Raw genomic sequence first — 23,903 nt, forward strand, 5'->3', positions numbered from 1 at the left:
GAAATAGTTGATAAAGTTATTTCTGTTGCTCTCGATTTGATGAATCCTCAACATTTAAAAAATTGGTTCACTAATTGTTGTTACTGTACCTCATAACACCGGGAAGTGCTGTATAATATCGAAAACTGCTGTATTCATTTAACCTAGGTTGGGTTGACGAAACCCAACAAGATCATACAGCAGATTTCATTTTTATGAGGTACACTTTGTGCGGGCAAGATGCCCGCACCACAAGAGTTTTATCATTATAATATCGAAAACTGCTGTATTCATTTAACCTAGGTTGGGTTGACGAAACCCAACAAGATCATACAGCAGATTTCATTTTTATGAGGTACACCTTGTGCGGGCAAGATGCCCGCACCACAAGAGTTTTATCATTATAATATCGAAAACTGCTGTATTCATTTAACCTAGGTTGGGTTGACGAAACCCAACAAGATCATACAGCAGATTTCATTTTTATGAGGTACACTTTGTGCGGGCAAGATGCCCGCACCACAAGAGTTTTATCATTATAATATCGGAAACTGCTGTATTCATTTAACCTAGGTTGGGTTGACGAAACCCAACAAGATCATACAAATAAAAATATAATTAAAAAATATAATTGTAACAAAAACTACAAAATTTATATATTTCTCAAAAAACAAGGTAAGCTAACCTTATGAATCCAGTTGACAAGATACTATACTCAGGAATAAATATTATGGTAACAACCTCTCTCCCACTTATGGAAAGTGATTCTCCGGCGCATATTTGCCCCTATGATCAAGCTTGTAGCTATTTACAATGGGCTGCTAAAGAATTGAAATTAGATGCAAGTATCGTAGAAATACTTAGTTATCCCCGCAAAGTTGTCACAGTTTCCATACCTGTGAAAATGGATAATGGAGATGTGCGGGTTTTGACAGGACACCGGGTACAACATTCGGATATTTTAGGACCATATAAAGGTGGTATTCGCTACCATGAGGCGGTGACATTACGGGAAGTTTCCGCCCTGGCCATGCTCATGACTTGGAAATGTGCATTGTTAGGTATTCCCTACGGTGGTGGGAAAGGGGGAATTCCCATAGACCCCAAAAAGTTCACTGTGGGGGAATTAGAACGAATTAGCCGCCGTTATATTAGTGAATTAATTAAAGACATTGGACCATCGGTAGATATACCTGCTCCAGACATGGGAACATCAGCGCGGGAAATGGCGTGGATGATGGATACTTACTCTGTTAATGTGGGTCATTCTGTTCCAGGAGTAGTTACAGGCAAACCTCTATCTATTGGTGGTTCATTAGGACGAGAAATGGCTACCGGACGGGGTGTAATGATTGTCATCCGTGAATCCCTAGCAGATCATGGTAAATCCTTGGCGGGAGCGCGGGTAGCGATTCAAGGCTTCGGTAATGTGGGCGGGGCTGCGGCAGAATTGCTACATAAAGCAGGGGCGAAAATTATCGCTGTTTCCAGTGGTGCTGGAGGTATATTTTCTGAAGCTGGTCTTGATATTCCCGTTGTTAAGGCTTACGCTGCTGAAAACCGCCGCAGTGTAGTGGGATTTCCCCAAGGTAAACCTATTAGTAATGCAGATTTGCTAACTTTATCTTGTGATGTACTAATTCCCGCAGCATTAGAAAACCAAATTACTCAAGAGAATGTTAATCAAATCAAAGCGCAATTTATTGCGGAAGCTGCTAATGGTCCGGTAACTTTAGAGGCTAACCGAGCTTTAGAAGCCCGTGGTGTTACCGTTTTACCAGATATTTTAGCCAATGCTGGGGGTGTGGTAGTGAGTTATTTAGAATGGGTACAAGGTCTTTCCTACCTGTTCTGGGACGAAGAACGAGTTAACAAAGAAATGGAACATTTAATGGTTCAGGCTTACCGTAAGGTGATTCATGAGTCAAAGGTAAGGGGGGTAAATTTGCGGTTAGCTGCTTATACTTTGGGTGTAGGTAGGGTCGCCCAAGCCTTAACCGATAGGGGTTTATATCCTTAGTTATGGTTTCAACAAAAGTCCCCACTCGCTGGGGATATTAATTGAATGGAAACGCAAATGGTAGGGGTGAACGGCCGTTCACCCCTACAAAGTCGGGGATATTAATTGAATGGAAACGCCCTCAAAACGCCCAAAGATGAGGTCTGGAATCTTGATAACTTCTATCGGGATTGTGTATAATGGATTTATGGGAAAATAAAAAATTATTAGAAATTGTCTTGCATAATTTACCTACTTTTGCTATACTATTATTAATCAATAAAAACAATTTAATTCCCGCGCTGCACCCGCGGGTTTTTTTTGGCATATCAAATAAAATTATATTCACCATAATAATAAGCATCATCATAATATGATGCTGTTTGCTGTATTCTAACAATAGAAAAAAAATTCTAGGCTTCTATAGCTTGATAGTTGCTATACCAACCAAAAAAAACAGTAAGCTCTTAGAAAGTTTCTACCTAAAAATAAAAATTGAGATGTCGGATTTAATTGAATTAAAACAAATCCCTGATTGGCTCAATCTCTTAAGAGCAGCAATTAAGCAAGTTATAGCTAATTCCTAATTTTTGTCCTTCTTCTCCCATTCCTTGGGTATTCTTGTTGATATCTGACACACCCTACAACTATTGTTTATGACTCTATATGCTAATAAGCAGCTATAGATAATCGTTAATACGGGAAATTGTTGATCTGCTTCTGGAAAAATCACTAACTACTAGTTTAGAATATTAACAACTTATCAGGTGTATACTGTCATGACTAATCATAATTGGCAATCTATCCTTAAAACCGCTCTGACTAAATTACGTAAGTTTGCTGGTCGCACTGATTTTGATATTTCATTACAAAAAATATTTGGTGTTACAGGAGAAGACACTGTACTACTAAAACAGGCTTGGTTAACTGGGAATTTTGGCACGTTACCTAATTTAGAAATTATTGCTAGTAGTCAAATAAACAACGCTAGAGGTGCTTTTGCGGCGGCTACCAATACCCTCTATTTATCGGAGGAATTAATCAAAACCGCTGATTTAAACGCTATTACGGCGGTATTTCTGGAAGAATACGGGCATTATCTTGATAGTATCCTGAATTACCAAGACACCGCCGGAGATGAAGGTGAATATTTTGCTGCGGTGGTAATGGGAGAAGATTTGAGTCCGTGGGATATCGCTCGTTTGCAAACTGAGAATGACCAGGCTGTAGTTACTTTAGCTGGACAAGCAGTAGCAATAGAACAAAATCTGCCCGTAATTTCTGTGGTAAGTACACCCATTAACGCCAACGAAAATAATACACCTGGGAGTTTTACTCTGCGTCGTTCTAATTTTAGTGGTTCTCTAACGGTTAATTATACTATTGGCGGTACGGCTACTAATGGTACAGACTATCTGAGATTAACGGGGACTGCTACTTTTCCCGCTGGAAGTACGACTACAACCATTACGGTTACACCTACGGACGACCTCATCTTTGAAGGTAACGAAACTGTAACTCTGGCTCTGGCTACTGGCACTGGTTATACTCTGGGAACTCCTCAAACAGCCACGGTAACTATAGCTGATAATGACGCTATTCCCCAAGTCTCTATTAATGATGTCGCTATCACTGAAGGCAATAGCGGTACAAGGAATGCTACTTTTACTGTCAGTCTTTCTAACCCCAGCAGTCAAACTATCAGCGTGAATTACCAAACCGTTGATGATGATGCCACAACTGCTAATAATGATTATGTAGCCACAACCGGAACTATTACTTTCACTCCTGGACAAACAACTAAAACCCTACCGATTACCATTAATGGTGATACAGTTGGTGAAATTAACGAAGCCTTTACTGTTCTGTTGACCAATGCTGTTAATGCTACTTTGGGAAAAAATGAAGGTATCGGCATAATTAGAAACGATGACTCGCCTGGTGTGACTGTTACTCCCATCTATACTCAAGCTACGGAGTCAGGAGCTCCGGGTATTTTCCAACTCAACCGCACGGGTAGCATAACTAAATCTCTCAATGTTAATTACAGCTTATCAGGAACAGCTACCAATGGTACAGATTACAGTACATTAAACGGTGTTGCTGCCTTTGCCTCTGGGAGTAGTACAGCCATTATTTTTGTTAATCCTACTGAAGACACGATATTTGAAGGTAATGAAACGGTAATTTTCAACCTGTTAACGGGTACTGGTTACACAGTGGGAACGAGTAATAGTCCTACTATTACCATTGTTGATAATGACCCCCGACCGGAAATCAGTATTAATGATGCGAATGTCACAGAAGGTGATAGTGGGACAACAACCTTGACCTTTGAAGTGACACTTACCAACCCCAGTAGCCAAACTATTACTGTTGATTATCAAACGAGTGACCTTGATGCTACTGTTGCTGATGCTGACTATCTTATTAAAAACGGACAAATTATATTTAACCCCGGTGAAGTTCGTAAGACTGTGGATATTACCGTCAATGGGGATACGTCAGCAGAAAACGATGAACTTTTTAAAGTCAACCTCTTAAATCCTGCTGGGGCCTTGATTAAAGATGGAGAAGGTTACGGTAAAATTCACAATGATGATACTGCTATAACCGTCATTGCGACTGATGCGGACGCGGCAGAAACCCCACCTGGTACTACTCCCGACCTTGGAGTCTTTACCATAACTCGTCAAGGCGTAACTAACATTCCCCTCACCGTCTACTTTAGTTTAACAGGAACGGGAATTAATGGCACTGACTACACTTCTCCCGCAACAGCAACTTTTGGGGTAAATAGCAATACCACAACTGTCAATGTAACTCCAACGGATGATAACATATTTGAAGGTAATGAAGATGTTATTCTCACCCTCAACCCCGGTACAGGTTATAGTCTAGGCACGGATCAATCTGCTACAGTTACCATTACTGATGATGACCCCCAACCGCAAATCAGTATTAGTGATGTGACTTTAATGGAAGGTGATAGTGGGACAACAACCTTTAACTTTGCGGTGACTCTTTCTAACCCCAGTAGTCAAACCATTACCGTTGATTATCAAACGAGTGACGTTGATACTGTTGCTGGTACTGATTATGTTATTAAAAACGGACTAATTACATTTAACCCCGGTGAAACCATTCAACCTCTGATTGTTATTGTTAATGGGGATACGTTGGTAGAAGACAACGAAACTTTTAAAGTCAATCTTTCAAACCCTGTTAATGCCACCATAGGAGTTGGAGTAGGTACCGGTACGATTAACAATGATGATGTTCCAACTTTAACTGTGAATAATCTCACTGTTGTGGAAGGGGTTGACAACAACGCAATTATGACTTTCACCCTTAGCACCCCTTCAAATCAAGGGGTTAGCGTTAATTACAGTACCACTGCGGGTACAGCCACAGCCAATAGTGATTATACTCCTGTGAGTGGGACTTTAACTATTCCTGCGGGTGCAACTACGGCAACTCTTTCTATTCCTATTGTTAATGACAACTTTAACGAACCCAATGAAACATTTAATTTAGCATTGTCTAATCCTGTTGGGGCTGTGGTTGTTAATGCAAGTCCTGTGATCACTATTACAGATACCATCGAAAGCAGTACAACTTTTATATTACCTGCTGGTGTAGAAAACCTCACTTTAACTGGAACTACAGCTATTAATGGCACTGGGAATACAGGTAACAATGTCCTCACAGGGAACAGTGCTAACAACATTTTAGCAGGTGGTGATGGGAATGATACCTATAGTTTTAATGCTACCACAGTCTTAGGTAATGATACCATTCAGGAAACTTCAACGGGTGGAGTTGATGTTATTGACTTAACTGGTACAACTGGGGCTGCTACTCTGAATTTAGGAGTAACGACTATTCAAACGGTTGTTACCACTAATCTTCGTTTAACTCTTACTGCCAACATAGAAAATATTATTGGTGGTAATGGTGCTGATAGGTTAACGGGTAATCCCCTTGATAATAGCTTAGTGGGAGGATTAGGGAATGATAATCTGCGAGGTAATGGCGGTAATGATAGTTTAACGGGAGGTGTGGGTGATGATATTCTCACTGGTGGTCTGGGGACTGACCACTTTATTTATAGTAGTAGTAGAGCTTATCATCCCAGCGATATTGGCTCAGACCAGATTTCTGATTTTACTACGGGAGATAAGTTTGTCTTGAGTAAAATTACTTTTGATGCTCTTCAAAGTGTTCAAGGTAATGGTTTGAGTCAAGGTAGTGATTTTGCGGTGGTTACTGATGATGATTCAGTTAATACTCAAGCTGCGTTTATTGTTTATAGTAGTGGGAGTGGTTACTTATTCTACAATCAAAATGGGACTGCAGCGGGTTTAGGAACTGGTGGGGCTTTTGCAGATTTGTTTAATCAACCGACAACTTTAGCGACGACAGACTTCATAGTAATACCATAGGGGTAGGGGCGAACGGCAGGAAAGCCCTTACAGGGCTTGTCCCTACTCGCTGGGGACATTAATTGAATGGAAACGATGTGTTTGTACGGGCGAACTGCCGTTCGCCCCTACTGGGGACATTGATTGAATGGAAACCCGGAGTTAAAAGATGTAGCCGAAAAGAAATGACTCCACTACTTCTAAACCAACAAGTACATGATGAAATTATTCGTCTTTCCAAGGTGAGTCGGGTTGATACTAAAATCTTGGAGCAATTTGCTTGTTTTATTATCCAAAGTTCTCAACCAAAATCAAAAATAACTGTTGTATCACTTAAAATAGAGGAATTAAAGCAAGCTGTATATTATAGATTTAATGTGAAAAGTACGCAGGAATTAAAGAATTGTGGTGCTTTTATAATGGCAACAGATGGGATGGAAAAGATTGACTTTCGCTTTAAAATTAACATGAGAAATGCTATATCGTAAATTTGTTGGTATTTTATCAGGAGGAGAAAATCAACAAGGATATGGCTGTATTAATGGGATTAATACAGCACTTCCCGGTGTTATGAGGTACATATCTAGCGGGCAAGATGCCCGCACCACAAGAGTTTCATGATTCAACTTTGTACTTCATCAGAGCGGAAAACGCTGTATATTTAACTACTTCAAACCTTGGCAGGTTTTTGGACTAGATCCAAAGACAGCTACAAAAGAAGAAATAAAATCTGCTTATTATAGACTTTCTAAAATATATCATCCTGATAATCCAGAAACTGGTGACAGAGGGATATTTGAGAGAGTTGAAATTATGTATAAAAGTATTATTACTGGAATTTAGATATGTCATTTGATAGGGAAGTTTTTTATATAGAAGAAGGAAAATTGTCTGAGGCTTTTGAACTCATGCAACTTGATTTTCAACTTGATTTTCAACTTGATTTTGATAATTTACAGCAAGTAGCTTTGAGTGAGGTACACCTTGTGCGGGCAAGACTTGTACTGAGATTGGTCGTTCGCGTAGCGTGGCGTTAGCCATAGTATGCCCGCACCACAAGAGTTTTATTATTAATATCTGTACTTGATAATACTGGGAACTGCTGTATGTGAAAAATTGGTTGATTCATCTGATGAAAGTATCATAATAATCTTGATTTTACCCTGTAGGTTGGGTTGACGCAAGGAAACCCAACATCCACCTCACCTAATTGGATTCAGTGTTGAGAGGAATGGCGGGTTTTTTAATCCAGGTTAATGCGGTGGTACTAAAAACCACAAATCTTAGAGATTGACTGGTTGCTTTTTTCCTGTAGTCGGAGAATGACTACTATTGTTAACAGTTTGCGGTGTTAAAAAAGCTTCTTTCCCTGTAATCAATCGAGAGCGACGATTACGAGTAATATAATTCCAGGCCCATTGAATTATGACTACTATTTTAGTGTCAAACTCGATTAAGAAGTAGATGTGAATTATTAACCAAAATACCCAAGCAATAAAACCTGTGAGTTTAATGAAGCCTAAATCTACAACAGCTAAATTTTGCCCAATCATCGCCAAACTACCCACGTCGTTGTAATTAAATTGTGGTAAAGTGTGACCTTGAAGTCGGAGTTGAATGAGTTTACCTACATACTCTCCTTCTTGTTTGGCTACGGGTGCAACACCGGGTAAGGGTTTACCATTTTGATGGGAGAAGTTGGCTAAGTCTCCAATGACGAAGATATTCTTATGATCCTTGATGGTTAAGTCAGGTTCTACAATGACTCTTGCAGAGAAATCGCACTCTACATCTGTACGTTCTGCGAGGATTTTCCCCAGAGCCGAACCTTGAACACCAGCTGCCCATAATATAGTTTTTGAGGGAATTTCTGTCAATTCACCGTTTTGCTTGAAGGTAACAATGTCATTTTCAATATTCGTAACTCTGGTTTGGGTATGAATAACCACACCCAACTTTTGTAAAGATTCTACTGCTACTTTGGATAATACTGGGGCAATATGTGGGAGAATGCGATCGCCCCCTTGTAATAGTAAAATTTTCGTTTCTGATGTGTCAATGTTGCGGAAATCTTCTTTAAGAGTTTTGTATGCCAATTCGGCGATCGCACCGGCTAATTCTACACCGGTTGGACCTCCGCCCACAATCACAAAAGTCAAGAAAGCCTGGCGTTGTTTGGCATCAGTTTCTTTTTCTGCTGCTTCAAATGCTGAAAATATCCGCCGCCGCATTTCTATTGCATCTTCCACAGTTTTCAAACCAGGAGCAAATTCTTTCCAGTGATCTTTACCAAAATAAGAATGGTTAGCACCTGTGGCTACAATTAATGTATCATAAGGTATGGTTTCATCGCCTAAAATAACTTGTTGTTTTTTGGGGTCAATATCAGTTACTTCTCCCAAAAACACTTTTGTATTCTTGCTTTTGCTGAATACAGATCGTAATGGTGCTGAAATATCAGCAGGTGATAATGTACCTGTGGCAACTTGATATAAAAGCGGCTGAAATAAGTGAAAATTGCGTTTATCAATCAGAGTCACATTTACATTGGTATTAGCCAAAGCCTTTGCCGCATACAATCCACCAAACCCACCACCAATGATAACAACCTGATGTGGTGCATTATTCTCGCGTGGAACAACCATAAACAATATTTCCTTTTGTTAAGAGTCGTGTAACCTTTCTTAACAAATATGTAACAATATTATAATATGTTTTGCCGTTTATTGAGAACACTAAAAAAAATACTAAAAGTAGTCAAGGTTACTAATATTAAATCATGGTTGATATGACTGTTCTATAGCTAAATATTCAGGAACATTCATGAGTTCTTGAAAATCTTGGAAATTCATCAAACCCGGTAAATTATCAGTAGTTCCCTGTGCCTTCAAATGACGGAAACACACATTCATGACTTCAGTGACAGCCATGAGTGCAGTGAGAGGAAAAAAGACAATTTTAAACCCCAAATTTTGCAATTCTTGAGGAGAAATTGGCGGAGTTTTACCACCTTCAACAATATTTGCAACTAATGGTACATGAGGAAAAGCAGCGGCTATAGTTTGCAACTCTAGCACAGATTGGGGAGCTTCCACAAACAACACATCTGCACCAGCATTAATATATAATTGACCACGGTCAATAGCTTCTGCTAAACCCAAAGGACCGCGGGCATCAGTTCGGGCTATAATCACCAAACTACTATCACCTCGCGCTTCTACCGCAGCCCGGATTTTTCCCGCGTGTTCAGTCATAGAAATCACTCGTTTACCTGCAAAATGACCGCATTTCTTCGGCCATTCTTGGTCTTCTAAAATTATTCCCGCTAAACCCAATTGAACCGCATCTTGGACGGTTCGCATGACATTTAAAGCGTTACCATAACCCGTATCACAATCGGCGATTAAAGGTATATTAATTGACTTAGCTATCCGGCCGATACTGTAAAAATTTTCCGTAGCCGTGAGAAAACCATAGTCAGGTAAACCCAAGGTAGAAGCAGCAATACCGAAACCGCTAGTAGCAGCGACATCAAAACCCGCTTTTTCTACCAATTTTGCACTCAAACAGTCATAAACACCGGGAATAACGATAATTTCAGGAAGTGCGAGTAATTCCCGCAGTTTTTGAGCAGCCAACATACCAGTAACCATAAATGGACTATTTTCAGAATACAATAAATACTGTAAAAACGTTTTAAGAAACCTACAATATTGATTGTAATTCTTCCTTTGCGTCTTTGCTCCTTTGCTCCTTGACGCGAAATCAAATTAAATATTTTTAAATTCACATTTAAATTAATCACAAATGAGTAAACCCATAGAAGTTCGCAACCCCCGCACAGGTAAATTTGATTATGTCATTGTTCCTCCACCACCAAAATTACTTTCCCAGCAATGTCACAGGCTGCGGAGAGGACAAATTATCTGGCAAAAATTAGCAGTTGAGGAAAGAATTGCGGCCTTAAAAAAATGGAAACAAGCTATATTATCAGAACGGACTCAATTAACAGAAGCTTTAGTTAGTGATACGGGTAGATTATCAACATCAATCATGGAAATAGATTCATTTCTTGCTAATATTGATAAATGGTGTAATTTAGCTCCGCAATTACTACAAAGCACGGCAAAAAATACATCTATTCCTTTTATTTCCTTACAACAAACTGCTGTTCCTTATCCTCTTGTTGGCGTAATTAGTCCTTGGAACTTTCCCCTATCTTTGTCCACCATTGATACAATTCCTGCCTTATTAGCTGGTTGTGCTGTGATAGTTAAACCCAGTGAAATAACTCCTCGTTTTGTCGCTCCTTTAATGACTACTGTAAACAATATACCCCAATTAAGAGAGGTTTTAAATTTTGTGGAAGGAGGAGCACAAACAGGAGCAGCTTTAATTGAAGATGTAGATTTAATTTGTTTTACAGGGAGTGTGGAAACTGGGCGTTTAGTCGCTGAAAATGCGGCAATTAATTTTATTCCAGCTTTTTTAGAATTGGGAGGAAAAGACCCGGCTATTGTTTTAAAATCAGCGGATTTAGATTTAGCAACTTCAGCAATTTTATGGGCTTCTGTAAGTAATACAGGACAGTCATGTTCAGCCATTGAAAGAATTTATGTTGCTGAATCTATATTTGAAGAATTTTATCATCAATTAGTGACTAAAGCCCATCAATTAAAACTAGCCTACCCAACTATTGACAGTGGTGAAATTGGTCCAATTATTTCTGAAAAACAAGCAGCTATTATTAATGATCATTTACAAGATGCTATGTTAAAAGGGGCTGTAATTCACTGTGGTGGTAAAGTAGAAGAATTAGGTGGAGGTTGGTGGTGTCGTCCCACAGTTATCACTCAAGTTAACCATTCCATGCAGATAATGACTGAAGAAACATTTGGACCGATTATGCCTGTGATGTCTTTTGCTAATCTTGAAGAAGCGATAAATTTAGCCAATGATTCTATTTATGGACTTAGTGCTGCTGTATTTGCAGAATCAGACGAATTAGCAATAGAAGTTGCCAATCAAATAGAAGCTGGTACTATTAGTATTAATGATGCTGGTTTAAGTTCATTAATTAATGAAGGAGACAGAAATGCTTTTAAATTTTCTGGTTTGGGAGGTTCACGGATTGGTACAATGGGTTTAAATCGCTTCTTACGAAAAAAAGCATTTTTGATGAAAACTAACTCTAGTAAAGATCCTTGGTGGTTTAATGATGGAAATTAACCATATAGGATATGAGCCTGTTTAGCAAAAATGTAGTAAAACAAAGATAAAGTAAACTTAAATAGTAGTAAGTAGTAGGGTTTGTTAGCGTCAGCATAACCCACGGACATATAAGGTGCGTTACGGCTAATCATTAATCTTTAAAGGTAACAAATATTCTCAAGCCGTAACACACCCTACTTAATATTTACTACTTAATATTTACTAATACTTTAGTTAATTTCCCATTTAGTAAGGTAAGAACATGACTAAAAATGACAAAATCAACTTTTCTACTCCCAGTGGTTTTCCTGAATTTCTACCTAGCGAAAAGCGACTAGAAGTACATTTACTAGATATTATTCGCAAGGTTTTTGAAAGTTATGGTTTTACACCCATTGAAACCCCAGCAGTGGAACGGTTAGAAGTGTTGCAAGCTAAAGGTAATCAAGGTGATAATATTATTTATGGTATCGAACCAATTTTACCACCAAATCGTCAAGCAGAAAAGGATAAATCGGGAGAAACTGGTTCAGAAGCTAGAGCTTTAAAATTTGATCAAACTGTTCCTTTTGCTGCTTATATTGCACGTCATTTGAATGAATTGACTTTTCCCTTTGCTCGTTATCAAATGGATATGGTATTCCGGGGAGAACGGGCAAAAGATGGACGTTTTCGGCAGTTTCGACAATGTGATATTGATGTGGTTGCTCGTGGTCAACTCAGTTTACTTTATGATGCCCAAATGCCGGCAATTATTACGGAAATCTTTGAAAAAATTAATATTGGTGATTTTGTTATTCGCATGAATAACCGCAAAATCCTCACAGGTTTTTTTCAGTCTGTAGGAATTGCAGAACAGCAAATTAAAACCTGTATTAGTATTATTGATAATTTGGAAAAAATTGGCGAGGTTAAGGTTAAACAAGAGTTAGAAAAAGAAGGTATTTCTTGCGAACAAACGGAGAAAATTATTGAGTTTATTAAAATTGATGGTAGTGTTGATGATATTTTAGATAAACTCAAACATTTAGCCGAAAATATTCCCGAAGCAGCAGAATTTAATTTAGGGGTAACGGAATTAGCAACTGTGGTTAATGGGGTGAGAAATTTAGGAGTTGCTGATAAACGTTTTTGTATTGATTTATCTATTGCTCGTGGTTTAAATTACTATACTGGCACGGTTTATGAAACTACTCTATTAGGCCATGAGGCTTTGGGGAGTATTTGTTCTGGTGGGAGATATGAAGAATTAGTAGGAATTTTTATCGGTGAAAAAATGCCTGGTGTGGGTATTTCTATCGGTTTAACTCGGTTAATTAGTCGCTTGTTAAAAGCGGGTATTCTTAATAGTTTATCTGCGACACCAACTCAGGTAGTGGTAGTGAATATGCAAGAGGATTTAATGCCTATGTATTTACAAATATCACAACAATTACGTCAAGGGGGGATTAATGTTGTAACTAACTTTGAAAAACGCCCTTTAGGTAAACAATTTCAAGCCGCAGATAAACAAGGAATTAGGTTTTGTGTAATTATTGGTGGGGAGGAAGCAGCCGCGCAAAAATCGTCGTTAAAAGATCTACAAAGTGGTGAACAAATAGAAGTAAATTTGGCAGATTTGGTAGAGGAAATTAAACGGAGAATTACTAATCATTAAACATACAGCAAGTAGCTTTGAGTGAGGTACACTTTGTGCAGGCAAGACTTGTACTGAGATTGGTCGTTCGCGTAGCGTGGCGTTAGCCATAGTATGCCCGCACCACAAGAGTTTTATTATTAATATCTGTACTTCATAATATCGGGAACTGCTGTAATTAAAGATTAGACCTCGACCAAATTTAACTATACTTTATGCACAAACCTTGTAGAGATGTTATAGAAAACGTCTCTACATTCTCTAAATTGTAGAGAGAAAAAGGCAATATAGCAGCTTTTAATCTAACTCTCTCCGTCCTTCTAATGCTCTGGCCAGGGTTAATTCATCAGCGTATTCTAAATCACCACCTACGGGTAAACCAAAGGCAATACGAGTTACTTTAGTAAAGGGTTTGAGTAGTTGAGCTATGTATAATGTTGTCGTTTCCCCTTCGATACTGGGACTAATGGCTAAAATCACCTCTTGGGGTTTTTGTCCGCTTACCCGTCTCACTAAAGCTTGAATAGTTAACTGTTCGGGACCAATACCATCCATGGGGGAAATTACGCCACCTAAAACATGATATTTACCTTTATATTCGCGGGTTTTTTCTAAGGCAATCAGATCACGAGAATCTGCAACTACACAAATAGTGCTATTATCTCGCTGAGGATGACGACAAATTTCACATACTGGGTCCGCGGACAGGTGAAAACAAACTTGACACAAACCCACTTGTTTTTTTGCGTCAATAAGTGCTTGAGCTAAAGCTTCTACTTCTGCTTCTGGTCTTTTTAAGATGTGCAAGGCTAATCGTTGGGCGCTTTTGGGACCAACTCCGGGTAGCCGTTGCAGTTGTTCAATTAATCGAGCTAAGGGACGTGCGTAAACCGTAATTTTACCTCCGGGCTTTTTCTCTATTTTACAATAAATATGTTTTGCACCAAGGCACAAAGGAGCAAAGATGCAATGTTAGATATTACGCTCAAAGAAACTAGAGTTTATCGAGAAATTAAAGAGGAAGGAAGGGAAGAGGGAAGAGAAGAAGGACTGGAGGAAGGACTAGAACAAGGTCTGGAACAAGGAATAGAACAAGGCATACAACAAGCGACAATTGGTTTGGTGATTCGACAACTAACAAAGCGGTTTGGTAAAATATCTCAAAGAAAGATAAAATCTATTTCTGGTTTACCATTATCTGTTTTGGAAGAATTGAGCGAAGCACTTTTAGATTTTAATAGTTTAGCTGATTTGCAATCTTGGTTATTAATACATAGTCCGGGAAAAATTGACTAACTATGTATTCTCGGTTCTGGGTGTAAAGTTGATAATAATTGACTTTCCACCTCTGCTAATTGATCTAATCTATCCATGACAATTTTTCGCTCAAAATAGGTATCAGCTAAAACCCAATATGTGCCAAAATGTCGGGCTTCTGAGGCCATTAAACTGCGGTAAAATTGAGCTAATTCTGGTTCTGGACAATTAGCAGCTAGAAGTCCTAAACGTTCATGGCTGCGGGCTTCTATTAAACCGGTAACGAGTAAAGAATCTAAAAATCTATGGGGTTCTTGGCCGCGAACTTGGGATTTTAAGCCGGCACCGTAGGGGGGTGCGGATAGGGCTGTAAGTTTGATCTGACGGCGTTCTAGCCATTGGTTGACTAGTTCAAAGTGTTCTAATTCTTCACAAGCGATCGCTGTTAATTCCCTAACCATTTTATGATGAGAAGGATAACGAAACATCATATTTAATGCTACTCCGGCGGCTTTGCGTTCACAGTGGGAGTGATCTAATAAAATAATATCAAGATTAGCGATCGCTTGCTCTACCCAAGCATCATTAGTAGGTTGTTTGAGAGCATTAATAGTGGGTAAAGGTGAACTCAGCACAGCAAAAATAACTCCGAGTTGAACAATTTAGCTAATTAATTTTACAGTGATTTTCTGTAATTGCTGATTTTTTTGATAATTAAGAAAACTTTGTTAAGAATCTCAATAACTGCTTGGTTTTTGGTGTTAGTAAGCTGCGACGATAAGCGTCTGCGGCTTTTTTAATTGCTTCTGCTTGGGTTGGGTAAGGATGAATTACACTACTAAGTTTACTTAAACCAATTTTATTGACAATAGCTGTGGTAATTTCCGAAATCATCTCCCCAGCATGATTAGCAACAATGGTTGCACCGAGAATTTGATCTGATCCTTTCTGGTGATGAATCTTTAAAAAACCAGATTCTTCCTGATCTGCGATCGCTCGATCTATACTTCTAAAGGGAATCTTGATAGTTTCTATTTCTATCCCCAATTTTTGAGCGTCATTTTCATACATTCCCACATGAGCAATTTCTGGGCTAGTATATGTCACCCAGGGCATGATTAAACTACTGAGTTTAGATCGTCCCCAACCAAAGGGGGAAAATAGAGTATTTTTAATCACAATTCGCGCCGCCGCATCAGCTGCGTGAGTAAATTTCCAATTCATGCAGACATCACCAGCGGCGTAGATTTTGGGATTTGTAGTTTGCAAATAATCATTCACTTTGACACCCAAATTCTGATCATATTCTACACCTACTGCTACCAAATTCAAATTCTCTACATTGGGACACCGTCCCGCACCAACTAATATTTCATCAACTGTCACCGAGTCTCGTTCACTATTCACAGAAAAATAGAGTCGTTTTCCCTCGGTTACTGTCACCACTTCTTCTAATTGACAATTTAATACTAAACGAATACCTTCATCAATTAAAACTTTTTGTAAAATTTCTGCTGCTTCCCTATCTTCCTTGTTTAAAATCTGTGAACCACGATCAAATAATATTACCTCACAACCCAACCTGCGAAATGTTTGGGCTAATTCACAACCAATAGGACCACCACCAATTATTGCTAATTTTTCTGGTTTTTGAGTTAGAGAAAAAACAGTTTCATTAGTTAAATAACCCGCTGCTTCAATTCCGCGAATTTTCGGTTTAATAGCCCTAGCACCCGTAGCAATTACAGCTTTTTTAAATTTTAATGTTTTCTGGGCAACTTCTATAGTATTATTATTTGTAAATTTACCATCACCTAAAAAAACATCAATTCCTAAACCTTTAAATCTTTCCACGGAATCATGATGACTAATACTAGCCCGAATGCGTCGCATTCTTTCCATAACTGTGGAAAAATCAATATCAAATTGTTGGGAAATATTAACACCTAAATCCTTAGCTTTCTGCATTTCTCCAACTACACGGGAAGAACGAATTAAACATTTAGAAGGTATACAACCAAAATTTAAACAATCTCCTCCCATAAGATTTTTTTCAATTAATGCGACTTTTAGACCTATATCTAAACCCGCAGCACCCGCAGCCACAACTAAACCCGCAGTTCCCCCACCAATTACTACCAAATCATACAAATCAGCTGCTTGGGGATTAACCCAATTATCGGGGTGAACATTTTTGAGTAGTTTTTGATTATACTCATCCATGGGACGAATTGTTACTCTTGGAGATTCGGGAATTGACATTTATTTTACCTCTAAATTATCAAGGATAAAGGATAAAGTATTTTTTGATTATCTAATCTTTATTTAATAAATAGATCATCATCAAAAATTTGTCAGTTTTATATTTAACAAATCTAGAATATTTCAGAGTTGGGGAGATTAATCATTAGCAGTGAAGCACTGATATATAATCATACTTTCCTAGTAATAACACTAATATTTAAGTTTACTAAATGCTTAGGAAAATCATTCTAATATTTCCTCTTTTAAAGCCTTTTTAGCTATCTTAGTGACATAAACCGTAACCGCAATTGTGGCTATTAAACCAATAATTTGAATTACCCAATGGAGAATCATATTATCAGGTTGGCTCTTATTACCAATTAACGCTAAATCTCCTACTAAATGTCCCAGATAAACATACATAATTGTCCCCGGAATCATCCCGAATGAAGCCAAAAAATAGTCTTTTAAAGAAACACTAGTAACTCCCAAAGCGTAGTTTAATAAATTGAAAGGAAATAAAGGAGAGAGTCGAATTAAAAAGACAATTTTTAATCCTTCTTTGCTAACTGCTTGATCAATATTGGCAAATTTTTTATAACTAGAGATTTTTTCTTTTACCCAACCTCTAGCTACATAACGTCCTACCAAAAATGCAGCTACAGCACCCAAGGTAGCACCGATAAACACATATAAAGAACCCCAAATTACACCAAAAATTACTCCAGCACCTAAAGTGAGAATTGCGGCTGGTAAAAAAGCCAAAGTAGCAAGAATGTAGATAGCAATAAATACTATTCCTCCCAAAGCACCAAGGCCATTAATCCATTGTAAAGTATTTTGTAAAAATGAGAGAAAACTGGGAGAAGATGCTTTAATAGATTCCTGTGCTAAAGCCAAATCTATTTCTGATAAAAATGTCATAACCATGAAAATTTTTTACAATTTTTACAATTTTTACAATTTTGAAGAAGAGTACCAATTACGAATTTGATTGGGGGAAATACCCAATAAATAAGCAATGATAATAATTTGATTCAGAAGAGTAGTTGGCAAAATTCCTTTTTTTAACCACCGACGCGGTGAAGTAATTACAGGTGTGGATAATAGATAAATTTTGCCGATATGTTTTAATTTCCTGACCATTTCAAAATCTTCCATAATCGGTATTTGGGGGAAATTACCAACTTTTTGAAATACATCCTTAGTCAAAAAAATAGCCTGATCACCATAGGGCATTTGTAAAAGATTGCATCTCCATTTTACCCCAAATTCGACAAAACGCAACCCCCAATGAGGTGAATTTATTTGTAAAGCAAATGCACCAGCCACAATTCCTGGTTTTGCTAATGTTTTCCGAATCATTTGCTCAAAATTAGTTGGTAAACGGGTATCAGCATGGAGAAACAGGAGAATTTCCCCACTAGCAGCCATAGCACCCACATTCATTTGATTAGCGCGTCCAGGGGGAGAGACAATTATCTTAGCACCCAAGGATTTAGCTATCAATAATGTTTCATCTTTTGAACCACCGTCAACAACTATTATTTCTATATTTGTGCTGGATTTTGTGCTATTAATTGCAGATTGAATATTATCCGCTTCATTGAGAGTGGGAATAATAATAGAAATTTGCTTTTGGTGAGTATTTTGACTAATCATTTCTTTCATGATGATCATTGTTATCTATATTATTCAAAAGCCCACTTTCAACCATCATCTGCGGCCAAATTAATAGAAAAAATCCCATCCAAATTAATAGTGGAATAGCCACTAAAATTGTTAACCACATAATTTTAAATACTAACCAACTACCACTAATTAATGTGATAGCAGTCAGGACAATTGACCAAGGTTGACACCACCAAGGTTTATATTTCCAGGGGTTAATTGTTTGTTGTTGAGACATTTTTCTATGAAGAAATTTATGGATTTGTTTTTTAGTTTAGCAGGAAATGTCTATTTTAGGCTAGGAGGTTGTTGGTCAAGTCAATTAAGCACTCATTCATTACAGGGAAAATTATGAGGATTAAAAGCTTGTTCTTGTGGTTACGACTGTCGAATTTTGTTTACTTTAGAAATTGATGAAAATAATACAGAAGAAGTGATTCTTTTACTTGATATTGGTAATCATGATGAAGTTTATTAGTCTGATAGTTTGTTTGGTGGTGAAAAGGTTATTGATCATCTGTCTCTACTCCCGTTAAATCCAAAATCGTCACCATTACATTTACAGCGATTTCCAATCATATAAGGTACATCTTAGCCTTCTGATCCCTTGCGGGGTGGGGTTTGGGGGTGGGGTTCTTGTTCCGGGTTTGATGACAATTTGCTGTAATTTAATATTACGCTTCCGGTTCAATTCCCAAAGCCCGTAATTGTGCAGCCAAGCGATTTGCTCTTTGTGTTTCCTGTTCGGCTCTTTCTTCACCAGTTAATAATAAATTACCTTGCAAATCCCACCACCGCAACCAGGGTAACTCCATATTTTGATATTCACCCGTCCATAAACCTAACTCCACACCTGTATGTGTAATTGGATAATGTCCTCGTTCATTTGCTGGTAATAACTGATATTGTCCACCAATTAATTCATAAACTTCTATACTGGCTTTATTCACTTCATAAATGCCATAAAAGGCGGGTTTAATCACCTGTTCATAAATCCAGAATTTACCTTTCCAAGGCGTTTTATCTCGCTCTTCTGCACCATTCCCAGAAACAAATTCTAACACAATTAATGGTGAAATATATTCTTGCCAAAGAACATAGGAACGTCGGCTTTTACCATCTAAAGAAGGTGGGACATTGGGAACATAAAACCAGTCTGGCGCTGCTGCACCAATTTCTGGTGGTTCAGTAATACGCCAATAAATACCTAAATCCTGACCAATAAAATATTGACCATCAGAATAAAGTTTTTGTAATACTGGTTTGATAGAATCAGTTAGTAGAATACTTTGGGGATGTTCTTGCCAATTTTTCACGAATGTACCGTTAGAGTCTGGTAATTGGGTATGATCTGGAAGCGAGGTTTCTGGATAAGGGCGTAAGTCTGGATCTTCCTGAACATCAGTTGTAAAAGTCATATATCCTCCTAATAGTGTGAGGTTTATTCTAGTTTAGCAAAATTGGGGGGGAAAGCGATCGCACCTAACTAAATACGATCGCTTTTTCCTCCTAACTAACCTTCTCTACCCCCGCTAAATCCAAAATTGGCGCGATCAAATCTTCCCGCTTGACCGCCATAATATGCACTCCTTGACACAATTCTCTAGCAATTTGGACTTGTTCTGCGGCAATTTTCATTCCTGCTTCCAGGGGATGTTTTGCTTTAGCTAATCTCTCAATAATGTGTTCAGGAATATTCACACCGGGAACAGATTTGTTAATAAATTGGGCATTTTTGGCCGATTTCAAGAGAAAAATTCCTGCCAAAATTGGTTTATTATAACCACAGGCAATTTTATCCATGAACTTCTCTAATATTTCAAAATCAGTAATTAATTGACTTTGAAAAAATTGCGCTCCGGCTGCTATTTTCTTTTCAAACCGACTTTGTAAACCAGACCAACTGGGAGATTGAGGATCTACCGCCGCCCCTGCAAATAAGTCTAATTTACCATCAGTTAAAGGTTTTTCATTAAAATCAACTCCCAGATTCATGTTTTTAATTAACTGCAATAATCGCACAGCTTCTAAATCAAAAACAGCTTTGGCTTGAGGATGATCACCTGCTTTTACTGGGTCGCCAGTTAAAGCTAAAATGTTGTGGATACCCAAAGCATGAGCGCCCATTAAATCAGCTTGTAATCCAATTCTATTGCGATCGCGGCAAGCAAATTGACAAATCGGCTCAATCCCATTTTGCAGTAAAATTGCCGAAGCTACCAAGGAAGACATCCGCATCACAGCGCGGCTACCGTCAGTAATATTGACAGCATGAACTCTCCCCTTAAGAGTCGCCGCCATTTCTATGGTATGGGTGATATCTCCCCCTTTCGGAGGTGCAACTTCAGCGGTAATGAGAAAATCTCCTGCTGCTACGGCGGTGCGGAAGTTGTTTAATGTACTGGTGCTATAGCTATTCTGCATGATGCAAATTTAATTTTAAGGTTTTCTTAAAGGTAAACTGAATTACACTTTCTAGTTTAAACCTTAGTATGAGTCAGATCCCTGACTGGTCAAAGAGGTAGGGAATCTAACATCTATACAATTCTACTTATAATGGCACTGTATAACCTAGTGCTGCTTTTACATCTGCTAAGGTTTGATTAGCTATAGCCTCGGCTTTTTCTTTACCATCTTTTAAAACTGACTCTAAATAGCCTTTATCTGCCATTACCTCCTTATATTTATCCTGAATTGGTTTTAAAGCATTAATCGCTGTTTCTGTTAACAAAGGTTTGAATTGTCCCCAACCCATATCTGCACATTCGGCCGCTACGGTTTCCTTCGTTTTTCCCGCTAATAGGGTATACAGGGTTAATAAATTATGACATTCGGGACGTTCTACATCATCAAAGGTTAAACCGCGAACTGGATCGGTTTTACAGCGTTTAATTTTATTGACAATTTGCTCAGGTGAATCTAAAACATTAATCCGGCTTAATTCCGAGGGATCTGATTTTGACATTTTCCGTGTTCCATCTGTCAAACTCATTACCCTTGCACCTTCCTTTCTAATCAAAGGATCTGGTAACTTGAATACAGGTTTATTTTTAGCAAATTGATGATTAAACCTGTTAACAATATCCCGCGCTAGTTCTAAATGTTGCTTTTGATCTTCACCGACAGGAACTTTATCCGCTTGATAAAGCAAAATATCCGCAGCCATTAATACTGGATATGTCAATAAACCAGCACTGACATTTTCACCTTGTTTAAGTGCCTTTTCCTTAAATTGAATCATGTCCTGTAGCCAATTTAAGGGAGTAATGCAGTTGAGTAACCAACAAAGTTCACTGTGTGCGGAAACGTGGGACTGAACAAAGATATGAGAATATTGTAAATCAATACCACAGGCTAGATATAAAGCCGCAATGGTGTAGGTATCAGCCGCTAAAGTGGCGGGATTATGTGGTACAGTGATGGCGTGTAAATCTACCACACAAAAGAAATTTTCATACTGGTCTTGAATTTCTACCCAGTTACGAATCGCACCTAAATAGTTACCTAAGTGTAAATTACCAGTTGGTTGAACTCCCGACAGAACGCGCTGCTTACCCATAATTATCCGTTATTTATCTCCTCTTCCCCGCTTTGTCAATGGGGCGGTTACAAGACTCATTTTAGCCGTCATTGGGGATTAGTTATTGGTGTTTGGCAAAATTTCCCAGTCTGCTGAGGGAAAAATTTTTCTAACATCATTATCTTATGGAATTATTTTCTAGATCTAAAAATAAAAAATCTGTACCTCCAGAGAGATAAAAAGTAAGTAACCCAGATTTTATAGTTCAGACTAAATGGGCTTGAATAGGAAAATAAATCAGGGGGATATGCTTGATGAAAGCGTTATTAATCTGGCCGATAATGCCTAATTCTTTTTGGTCTTATCAGGAAACTCTTGATTTAGCAAATCTGCGGGCTACTAATCCCCCATTGGGTTTAATTACGGTAGCGGCAATGTTACCAAGTGATTGGGAATTGCGATTGAGCGATCGCAATGTTCGTCTAGAAAATGATGTAGATTGGGAATGGTGTGATCTTGTCATTATCTCGGCCATGATTATTCAAAAACAGGATTTTAGTGAATTAATTAAAAAAGGTAAAAGATTAGGTAAAAAAGTGGCAGTCGGCGGACCCTTTGCCACATCTGTTCCAGAATTTGCTTTAGAAGCGGGAGCAGACTATTTAATCTTAGATGAAGGAGAAATCACTATTCCCATGTTTTTAGAAGCTTTAGAAAAGGGAGAAGAAAAAGGAATTTTCCGGGCTACAGAAAAACCAGATGTCACTACAACTCCTTTACCTCGATTTGATTTATTAGATTTGAATGCTTATATAGCAATGACTGTGCAATTTTCCCGTGGTTGTCCATTCCAATGTGAATTTTGCGATATTATTACTCTTTTTGGCCGTAAACCCCGCACCAAAACACCTGAACAAATTCTAGCAGAATTGGATGTTTTATATAATATGGGTTGGTGGCGTTATGTGTTTATAGTTGATGATAATTTTATTGGCAATAAACGTAATGCTAAGGTCTTTTTAAAAGAGTTAATTCCTTGGATGGAAAAACGCAATTATCCTTTTGCTTTATTGACGGAAGCTTCTTTAAATTTAGCAGAGGATGATGAATTACTAGAATTAATGGTAAAGGCTGGTTTTGTGCAAGTTTTTATGGGCATTGAAACCCCTGATATAGACAGTCTGGTAGGAATTAATAAACCACAAAATACTCGCAGTTCTCTAGTGGAATCCTGCCATAAAATTACTAAAGCGGGATTACAAATTATGTCTGGTTTTATCTTAGGATTTGATCATGAAAAACCAGGTGCAGGTAAACGGATTCAAGAATTTGTAGAAGAAACTTGTATTCCCCAAGCGCATTTAAATTTGCTGCAAGCTTTACCCAATACAGCTATGTGGAATCGCTTGCAAACAGAGGGAAGATTAAGAGATGGTTTGGGTGAATTTGTTGGTTCTCAAAAAGCTTTAATGAATTTTGTTCCGACTCGGCCAATGTCGGAAATTGCTGGGGAATTTATTGATACTTTTTGGAATTTATATGAACCTATGCCATACCTGAAACGGACTTTTAAACATTTTATGATGATAGAAGGTTGGCGGGCTAAATATCAACGAATTTTAACTAAATCAGAGTTTAAATTTTTAATGTCTATTTGTTGGCGACAAGGTGTATTACGTTCTACTCGTTTTGTTTTTTGGCAGCAATTAATTACAATGATACGCCGTAAACCTCATCTATTATATGATTATTTAATTGCTTTAGGTGTGGGTGAACATTTTTTTAAGTTCCGTCATGAGGTCAAAGCTGAAATAGAATCAGAATTAGCAGAATTTCAGCAGCATGAAGAGGATAAAAAAGCAATAAGTTTACAGTTAGAAACTGTGAGTTAAGTTGATTAATTTAAAATACTGAATACCCATGTCCCCGACTTTCTAGAGAAATCGGGGATCTATTTCTATT

The 23,903-nt window shown here is 38.0% G+C and carries 20 protein-coding genes and 1 pseudogene; 10 read left to right on the top strand and 11 right to left on the bottom strand.

Annotation, left to right across the window (positions count from 1 at the left end):
• Nucleotides 1-709: 709 nt before the first annotated feature.
• From H6F39_RS11325 to H6F39_RS11350, 6 genes are all read left to right on the top strand, one after another.
• Nucleotides 710-1,999 (top strand): Glu/Leu/Phe/Val dehydrogenase, encoded by a 1,290-nt coding sequence (locus tag H6F39_RS11325; protein ID WP_190396730.1) that lies wholly within the window; start codon nucleotides 710-712, stop codon nucleotides 1,997-1,999.
• A 758-nt stretch (nucleotides 2,000-2,757) separates the two neighbouring features.
• On the top strand, nucleotides 2,758-6,423 hold the full coding sequence (locus H6F39_RS11330) for a Calx-beta domain-containing protein (RefSeq protein ID WP_190396731.1): 3,666 nt from the start codon (nucleotides 2,758-2,760) through the stop codon (nucleotides 6,421-6,423).
• Nucleotides 6,424-6,587: 164 nt separating this feature from the next.
• Nucleotides 6,588-6,890: a hypothetical protein gene (locus H6F39_RS11335; protein WP_190396732.1), complete on the top strand. Its 303-nt coding sequence runs from the start codon at nucleotides 6,588-6,590 to the stop codon at nucleotides 6,888-6,890.
• A complete protein-coding gene (locus tag H6F39_RS11340) occupies nucleotides 6,877-7,023 on the top strand; it encodes a hypothetical protein (RefSeq protein ID WP_190396733.1) in 147 nt (48 codons plus the stop codon). Before H6F39_RS11335 ends, H6F39_RS11340 begins: the two co-directional genes overlap by 14 nt.
• 36 nt (nucleotides 7,024-7,059) lie before the next feature.
• Nucleotides 7,060-7,245, top strand: coding sequence for a DnaJ domain-containing protein (locus H6F39_RS21155; protein ID WP_370539382.1), 186 nt, complete (start codon nucleotides 7,060-7,062; stop codon nucleotides 7,243-7,245).
• Nucleotides 7,246-7,247: 2 nt separating this feature from the next.
• Nucleotides 7,248-7,439, top strand: coding sequence for a hypothetical protein (locus tag H6F39_RS11350; protein WP_190371705.1), 192 nt, complete (start codon nucleotides 7,248-7,250; stop codon nucleotides 7,437-7,439).
• 246 nt (nucleotides 7,440-7,685) lie between these two features.
• Here H6F39_RS11350 and H6F39_RS11355 read toward each other — a convergent pair whose 3' ends face one another.
• Nucleotides 7,686-9,047, bottom strand: a complete 1,362-nt coding sequence (locus H6F39_RS11355) for an NAD(P)/FAD-dependent oxidoreductase (protein ID WP_190371704.1) — start codon at nucleotides 9,045-9,047, stop codon at nucleotides 7,686-7,688.
• A gap of 132 nt (nucleotides 9,048-9,179) precedes the next feature.
• Nucleotides 9,180-10,043, bottom strand: a complete 864-nt coding sequence (locus H6F39_RS11360; RefSeq protein WP_137906645.1) for an oxaloacetate decarboxylase — start codon at nucleotides 10,041-10,043, stop codon at nucleotides 9,180-9,182.
• A 166-nt stretch (nucleotides 10,044-10,209) separates the two neighbouring features.
• On the opposite strand from H6F39_RS11360, the gene H6F39_RS11365 reads away from it, so the two are divergent.
• Together H6F39_RS11365 and hisS are read left to right on the top strand one after the other, a co-directional pair.
• A complete protein-coding gene (locus H6F39_RS11365) occupies nucleotides 10,210-11,631 on the top strand; it encodes an aldehyde dehydrogenase family protein (RefSeq protein WP_190396734.1) in 1,422 nt (473 codons plus the stop codon).
• A gap of 244 nt (nucleotides 11,632-11,875) precedes the next feature.
• Nucleotides 11,876-13,270, top strand: a complete 1,395-nt coding sequence (hisS, locus tag H6F39_RS11370; protein ID WP_137906603.1) for a histidine--tRNA ligase — start codon at nucleotides 11,876-11,878, stop codon at nucleotides 13,268-13,270.
• Nucleotides 13,271-13,546: 276 nt separating this feature from the next.
• On the opposite strand, the gene recR is transcribed toward hisS, so the two are convergent.
• Nucleotides 13,547-14,104: a recombination mediator RecR gene (gene recR / locus H6F39_RS11375; protein ID WP_236097053.1), complete on the bottom strand. Its 558-nt coding sequence runs from the start codon at nucleotides 14,102-14,104 to the stop codon at nucleotides 13,547-13,549.
• Nucleotides 14,105-14,212: 108 nt separating this feature from the next.
• On the opposite strand from recR, the pseudogene H6F39_RS11380 reads away from it, so the two are divergent.
• A pseudogene (locus H6F39_RS11380) lies at nucleotides 14,213-14,545 on the top strand (DUF4351 domain-containing protein); the annotation flags it as partial.
• Here H6F39_RS11380 and H6F39_RS11385 read toward each other — a convergent pair.
• From H6F39_RS11385 to trpS, 8 genes are all read right to left on the bottom strand, one after another.
• The gene (locus H6F39_RS11385) at nucleotides 14,542-15,141 is read right to left on the bottom strand and encodes a tRNA isopentenyl-2-thiomethyl-A-37 hydroxylase MiaE (protein ID WP_190396735.1); all 600 of its coding nucleotides are present in this window, start codon (nucleotides 15,139-15,141) and stop codon (nucleotides 14,542-14,544) included. The pseudogene H6F39_RS11380 and the gene H6F39_RS11385 sit on opposite strands and share 4 nt — an antisense overlap.
• Before the next feature lie 79 nt (nucleotides 15,142-15,220).
• Nucleotides 15,221-16,768: a mercuric reductase gene (locus tag H6F39_RS11390; protein WP_190396736.1), complete on the bottom strand. Its 1,548-nt coding sequence runs from the start codon at nucleotides 16,766-16,768 to the stop codon at nucleotides 15,221-15,223.
• Nucleotides 16,769-16,993: 225 nt separating this feature from the next.
• Complete coding sequence (locus tag H6F39_RS11395; protein WP_190396737.1) at nucleotides 16,994-17,680, bottom strand: TVP38/TMEM64 family protein; 687 nt, start codon at nucleotides 17,678-17,680, stop codon at nucleotides 16,994-16,996.
• 27 nt (nucleotides 17,681-17,707) lie between these two features.
• The gene (locus H6F39_RS11400; protein ID WP_190371700.1) at nucleotides 17,708-18,421 is read right to left on the bottom strand and encodes a TIGR04283 family arsenosugar biosynthesis glycosyltransferase; all 714 of its coding nucleotides are present in this window, start codon (nucleotides 18,419-18,421) and stop codon (nucleotides 17,708-17,710) included.
• On the bottom strand, nucleotides 18,405-18,659 hold the full coding sequence (locus H6F39_RS11405; RefSeq protein ID WP_137906606.1) for a DUF6737 family protein: 255 nt from the start codon (nucleotides 18,657-18,659) through the stop codon (nucleotides 18,405-18,407). Before H6F39_RS11405 ends, H6F39_RS11400 begins: the two co-directional genes overlap by 17 nt.
• Nucleotides 18,660-19,095: 436 nt before the next feature.
• Nucleotides 19,096-19,839, bottom strand: a complete 744-nt coding sequence (locus H6F39_RS11410) for a Uma2 family endonuclease (protein WP_137906607.1) — start codon at nucleotides 19,837-19,839, stop codon at nucleotides 19,096-19,098.
• 91 nt (nucleotides 19,840-19,930) lie between these two features.
• Nucleotides 19,931-20,845 (bottom strand): methylenetetrahydrofolate reductase, encoded by a 915-nt coding sequence (locus tag H6F39_RS11415; RefSeq protein WP_190396738.1) that lies wholly within the window; start codon nucleotides 20,843-20,845, stop codon nucleotides 19,931-19,933.
• 127 nt (nucleotides 20,846-20,972) lie between these two features.
• The gene (gene trpS, locus H6F39_RS11420) at nucleotides 20,973-21,980 is read right to left on the bottom strand and encodes a tryptophan--tRNA ligase (protein WP_190371698.1); all 1,008 of its coding nucleotides are present in this window, start codon (nucleotides 21,978-21,980) and stop codon (nucleotides 20,973-20,975) included.
• Nucleotides 21,981-22,255: 275 nt separating this feature from the next.
• Between trpS and H6F39_RS11425 the strand changes: the two genes are divergently transcribed.
• Nucleotides 22,256-23,833 (top strand): B12-binding domain-containing radical SAM protein, encoded by a 1,578-nt coding sequence (locus tag H6F39_RS11425; RefSeq protein ID WP_190396739.1) that lies wholly within the window; start codon nucleotides 22,256-22,258, stop codon nucleotides 23,831-23,833.
• The last annotated feature ends 70 nt before the right edge of the window (nucleotides 23,834-23,903 follow it).

The organism is Dolichospermum sp. FACHB-1250 (genome assembly GCF_014696335.1).
In the GTDB taxonomy this organism is placed as follows: Bacteria; Cyanobacteriota; Cyanobacteriia; order Cyanobacteriales; family Nostocaceae; genus Dolichospermum; species Dolichospermum planctonicum.

What these genes read in the sequence shown, in the direction of transcription:
- H6F39_RS11325 (WP_190396730.1), top strand. Translation starts at nt 710, where the DNA reads ATGGTAACAACCTCTCTCCCACTTATGGAAAGTGATTCTCCGGCGCAT.
- H6F39_RS11330 (WP_190396731.1), top strand. Translation starts at nt 2,758, where the DNA reads ATGACTAATCATAATTGGCAATCTATCCTTAAAACCGCTCTGACTAAA.
- H6F39_RS11335 (WP_190396732.1), top strand. Translation starts at nt 6,588, where the DNA reads ATGACTCCACTACTTCTAAACCAACAAGTACATGATGAAATTATTCGT.
- H6F39_RS11340 (WP_190396733.1), top strand. Translation starts at nt 6,877, where the DNA reads ATGCTATATCGTAAATTTGTTGGTATTTTATCAGGAGGAGAAAATCAA.
- H6F39_RS11350 (WP_190371705.1), top strand. Translation starts at nt 7,248, where the DNA reads ATGTCATTTGATAGGGAAGTTTTTTATATAGAAGAAGGAAAATTGTCT.
- H6F39_RS11355 (WP_190371704.1), bottom strand. Translation starts at nt 9,047, where the DNA reads ATGGTTGTTCCACGCGAGAATAATGCACCACATCAGGTTGTTATCATT.
- H6F39_RS11360 (WP_137906645.1), bottom strand. Translation starts at nt 10,043, where the DNA reads ATGTTGGCTGCTCAAAAACTGCGGGAATTACTCGCACTTCCTGAAATT.
- H6F39_RS11365 (WP_190396734.1), top strand. Translation starts at nt 10,210, where the DNA reads ATGAGTAAACCCATAGAAGTTCGCAACCCCCGCACAGGTAAATTTGAT.
- hisS (WP_137906603.1), top strand. Translation starts at nt 11,876, where the DNA reads ATGACTAAAAATGACAAAATCAACTTTTCTACTCCCAGTGGTTTTCCT.
- H6F39_RS11390 (WP_190396736.1), bottom strand. Translation starts at nt 16,768, where the DNA reads ATGTCAATTCCCGAATCTCCAAGAGTAACAATTCGTCCCATGGATGAG.
- H6F39_RS11395 (WP_190396737.1), bottom strand. Translation starts at nt 17,680, where the DNA reads ATGGTTATGACATTTTTATCAGAAATAGATTTGGCTTTAGCACAGGAA.
- H6F39_RS11400 (WP_190371700.1), bottom strand. Translation starts at nt 18,421, where the DNA reads ATGAAAGAAATGATTAGTCAAAATACTCACCAAAAGCAAATTTCTATT.
- H6F39_RS11405 (WP_137906606.1), bottom strand. Translation starts at nt 18,659, where the DNA reads ATGTCTCAACAACAAACAATTAACCCCTGGAAATATAAACCTTGGTGG.
- H6F39_RS11410 (WP_137906607.1), bottom strand. Translation starts at nt 19,839, where the DNA reads ATGACTTTTACAACTGATGTTCAGGAAGATCCAGACTTACGCCCTTAT.
- H6F39_RS11415 (WP_190396738.1), bottom strand. Translation starts at nt 20,845, where the DNA reads ATGCAGAATAGCTATAGCACCAGTACATTAAACAACTTCCGCACCGCC.
- trpS (WP_190371698.1), bottom strand. Translation starts at nt 21,980, where the DNA reads ATGGGTAAGCAGCGCGTTCTGTCGGGAGTTCAACCAACTGGTAATTTA.
- H6F39_RS11425 (WP_190396739.1), top strand. Translation starts at nt 22,256, where the DNA reads ATGAAAGCGTTATTAATCTGGCCGATAATGCCTAATTCTTTTTGGTCT.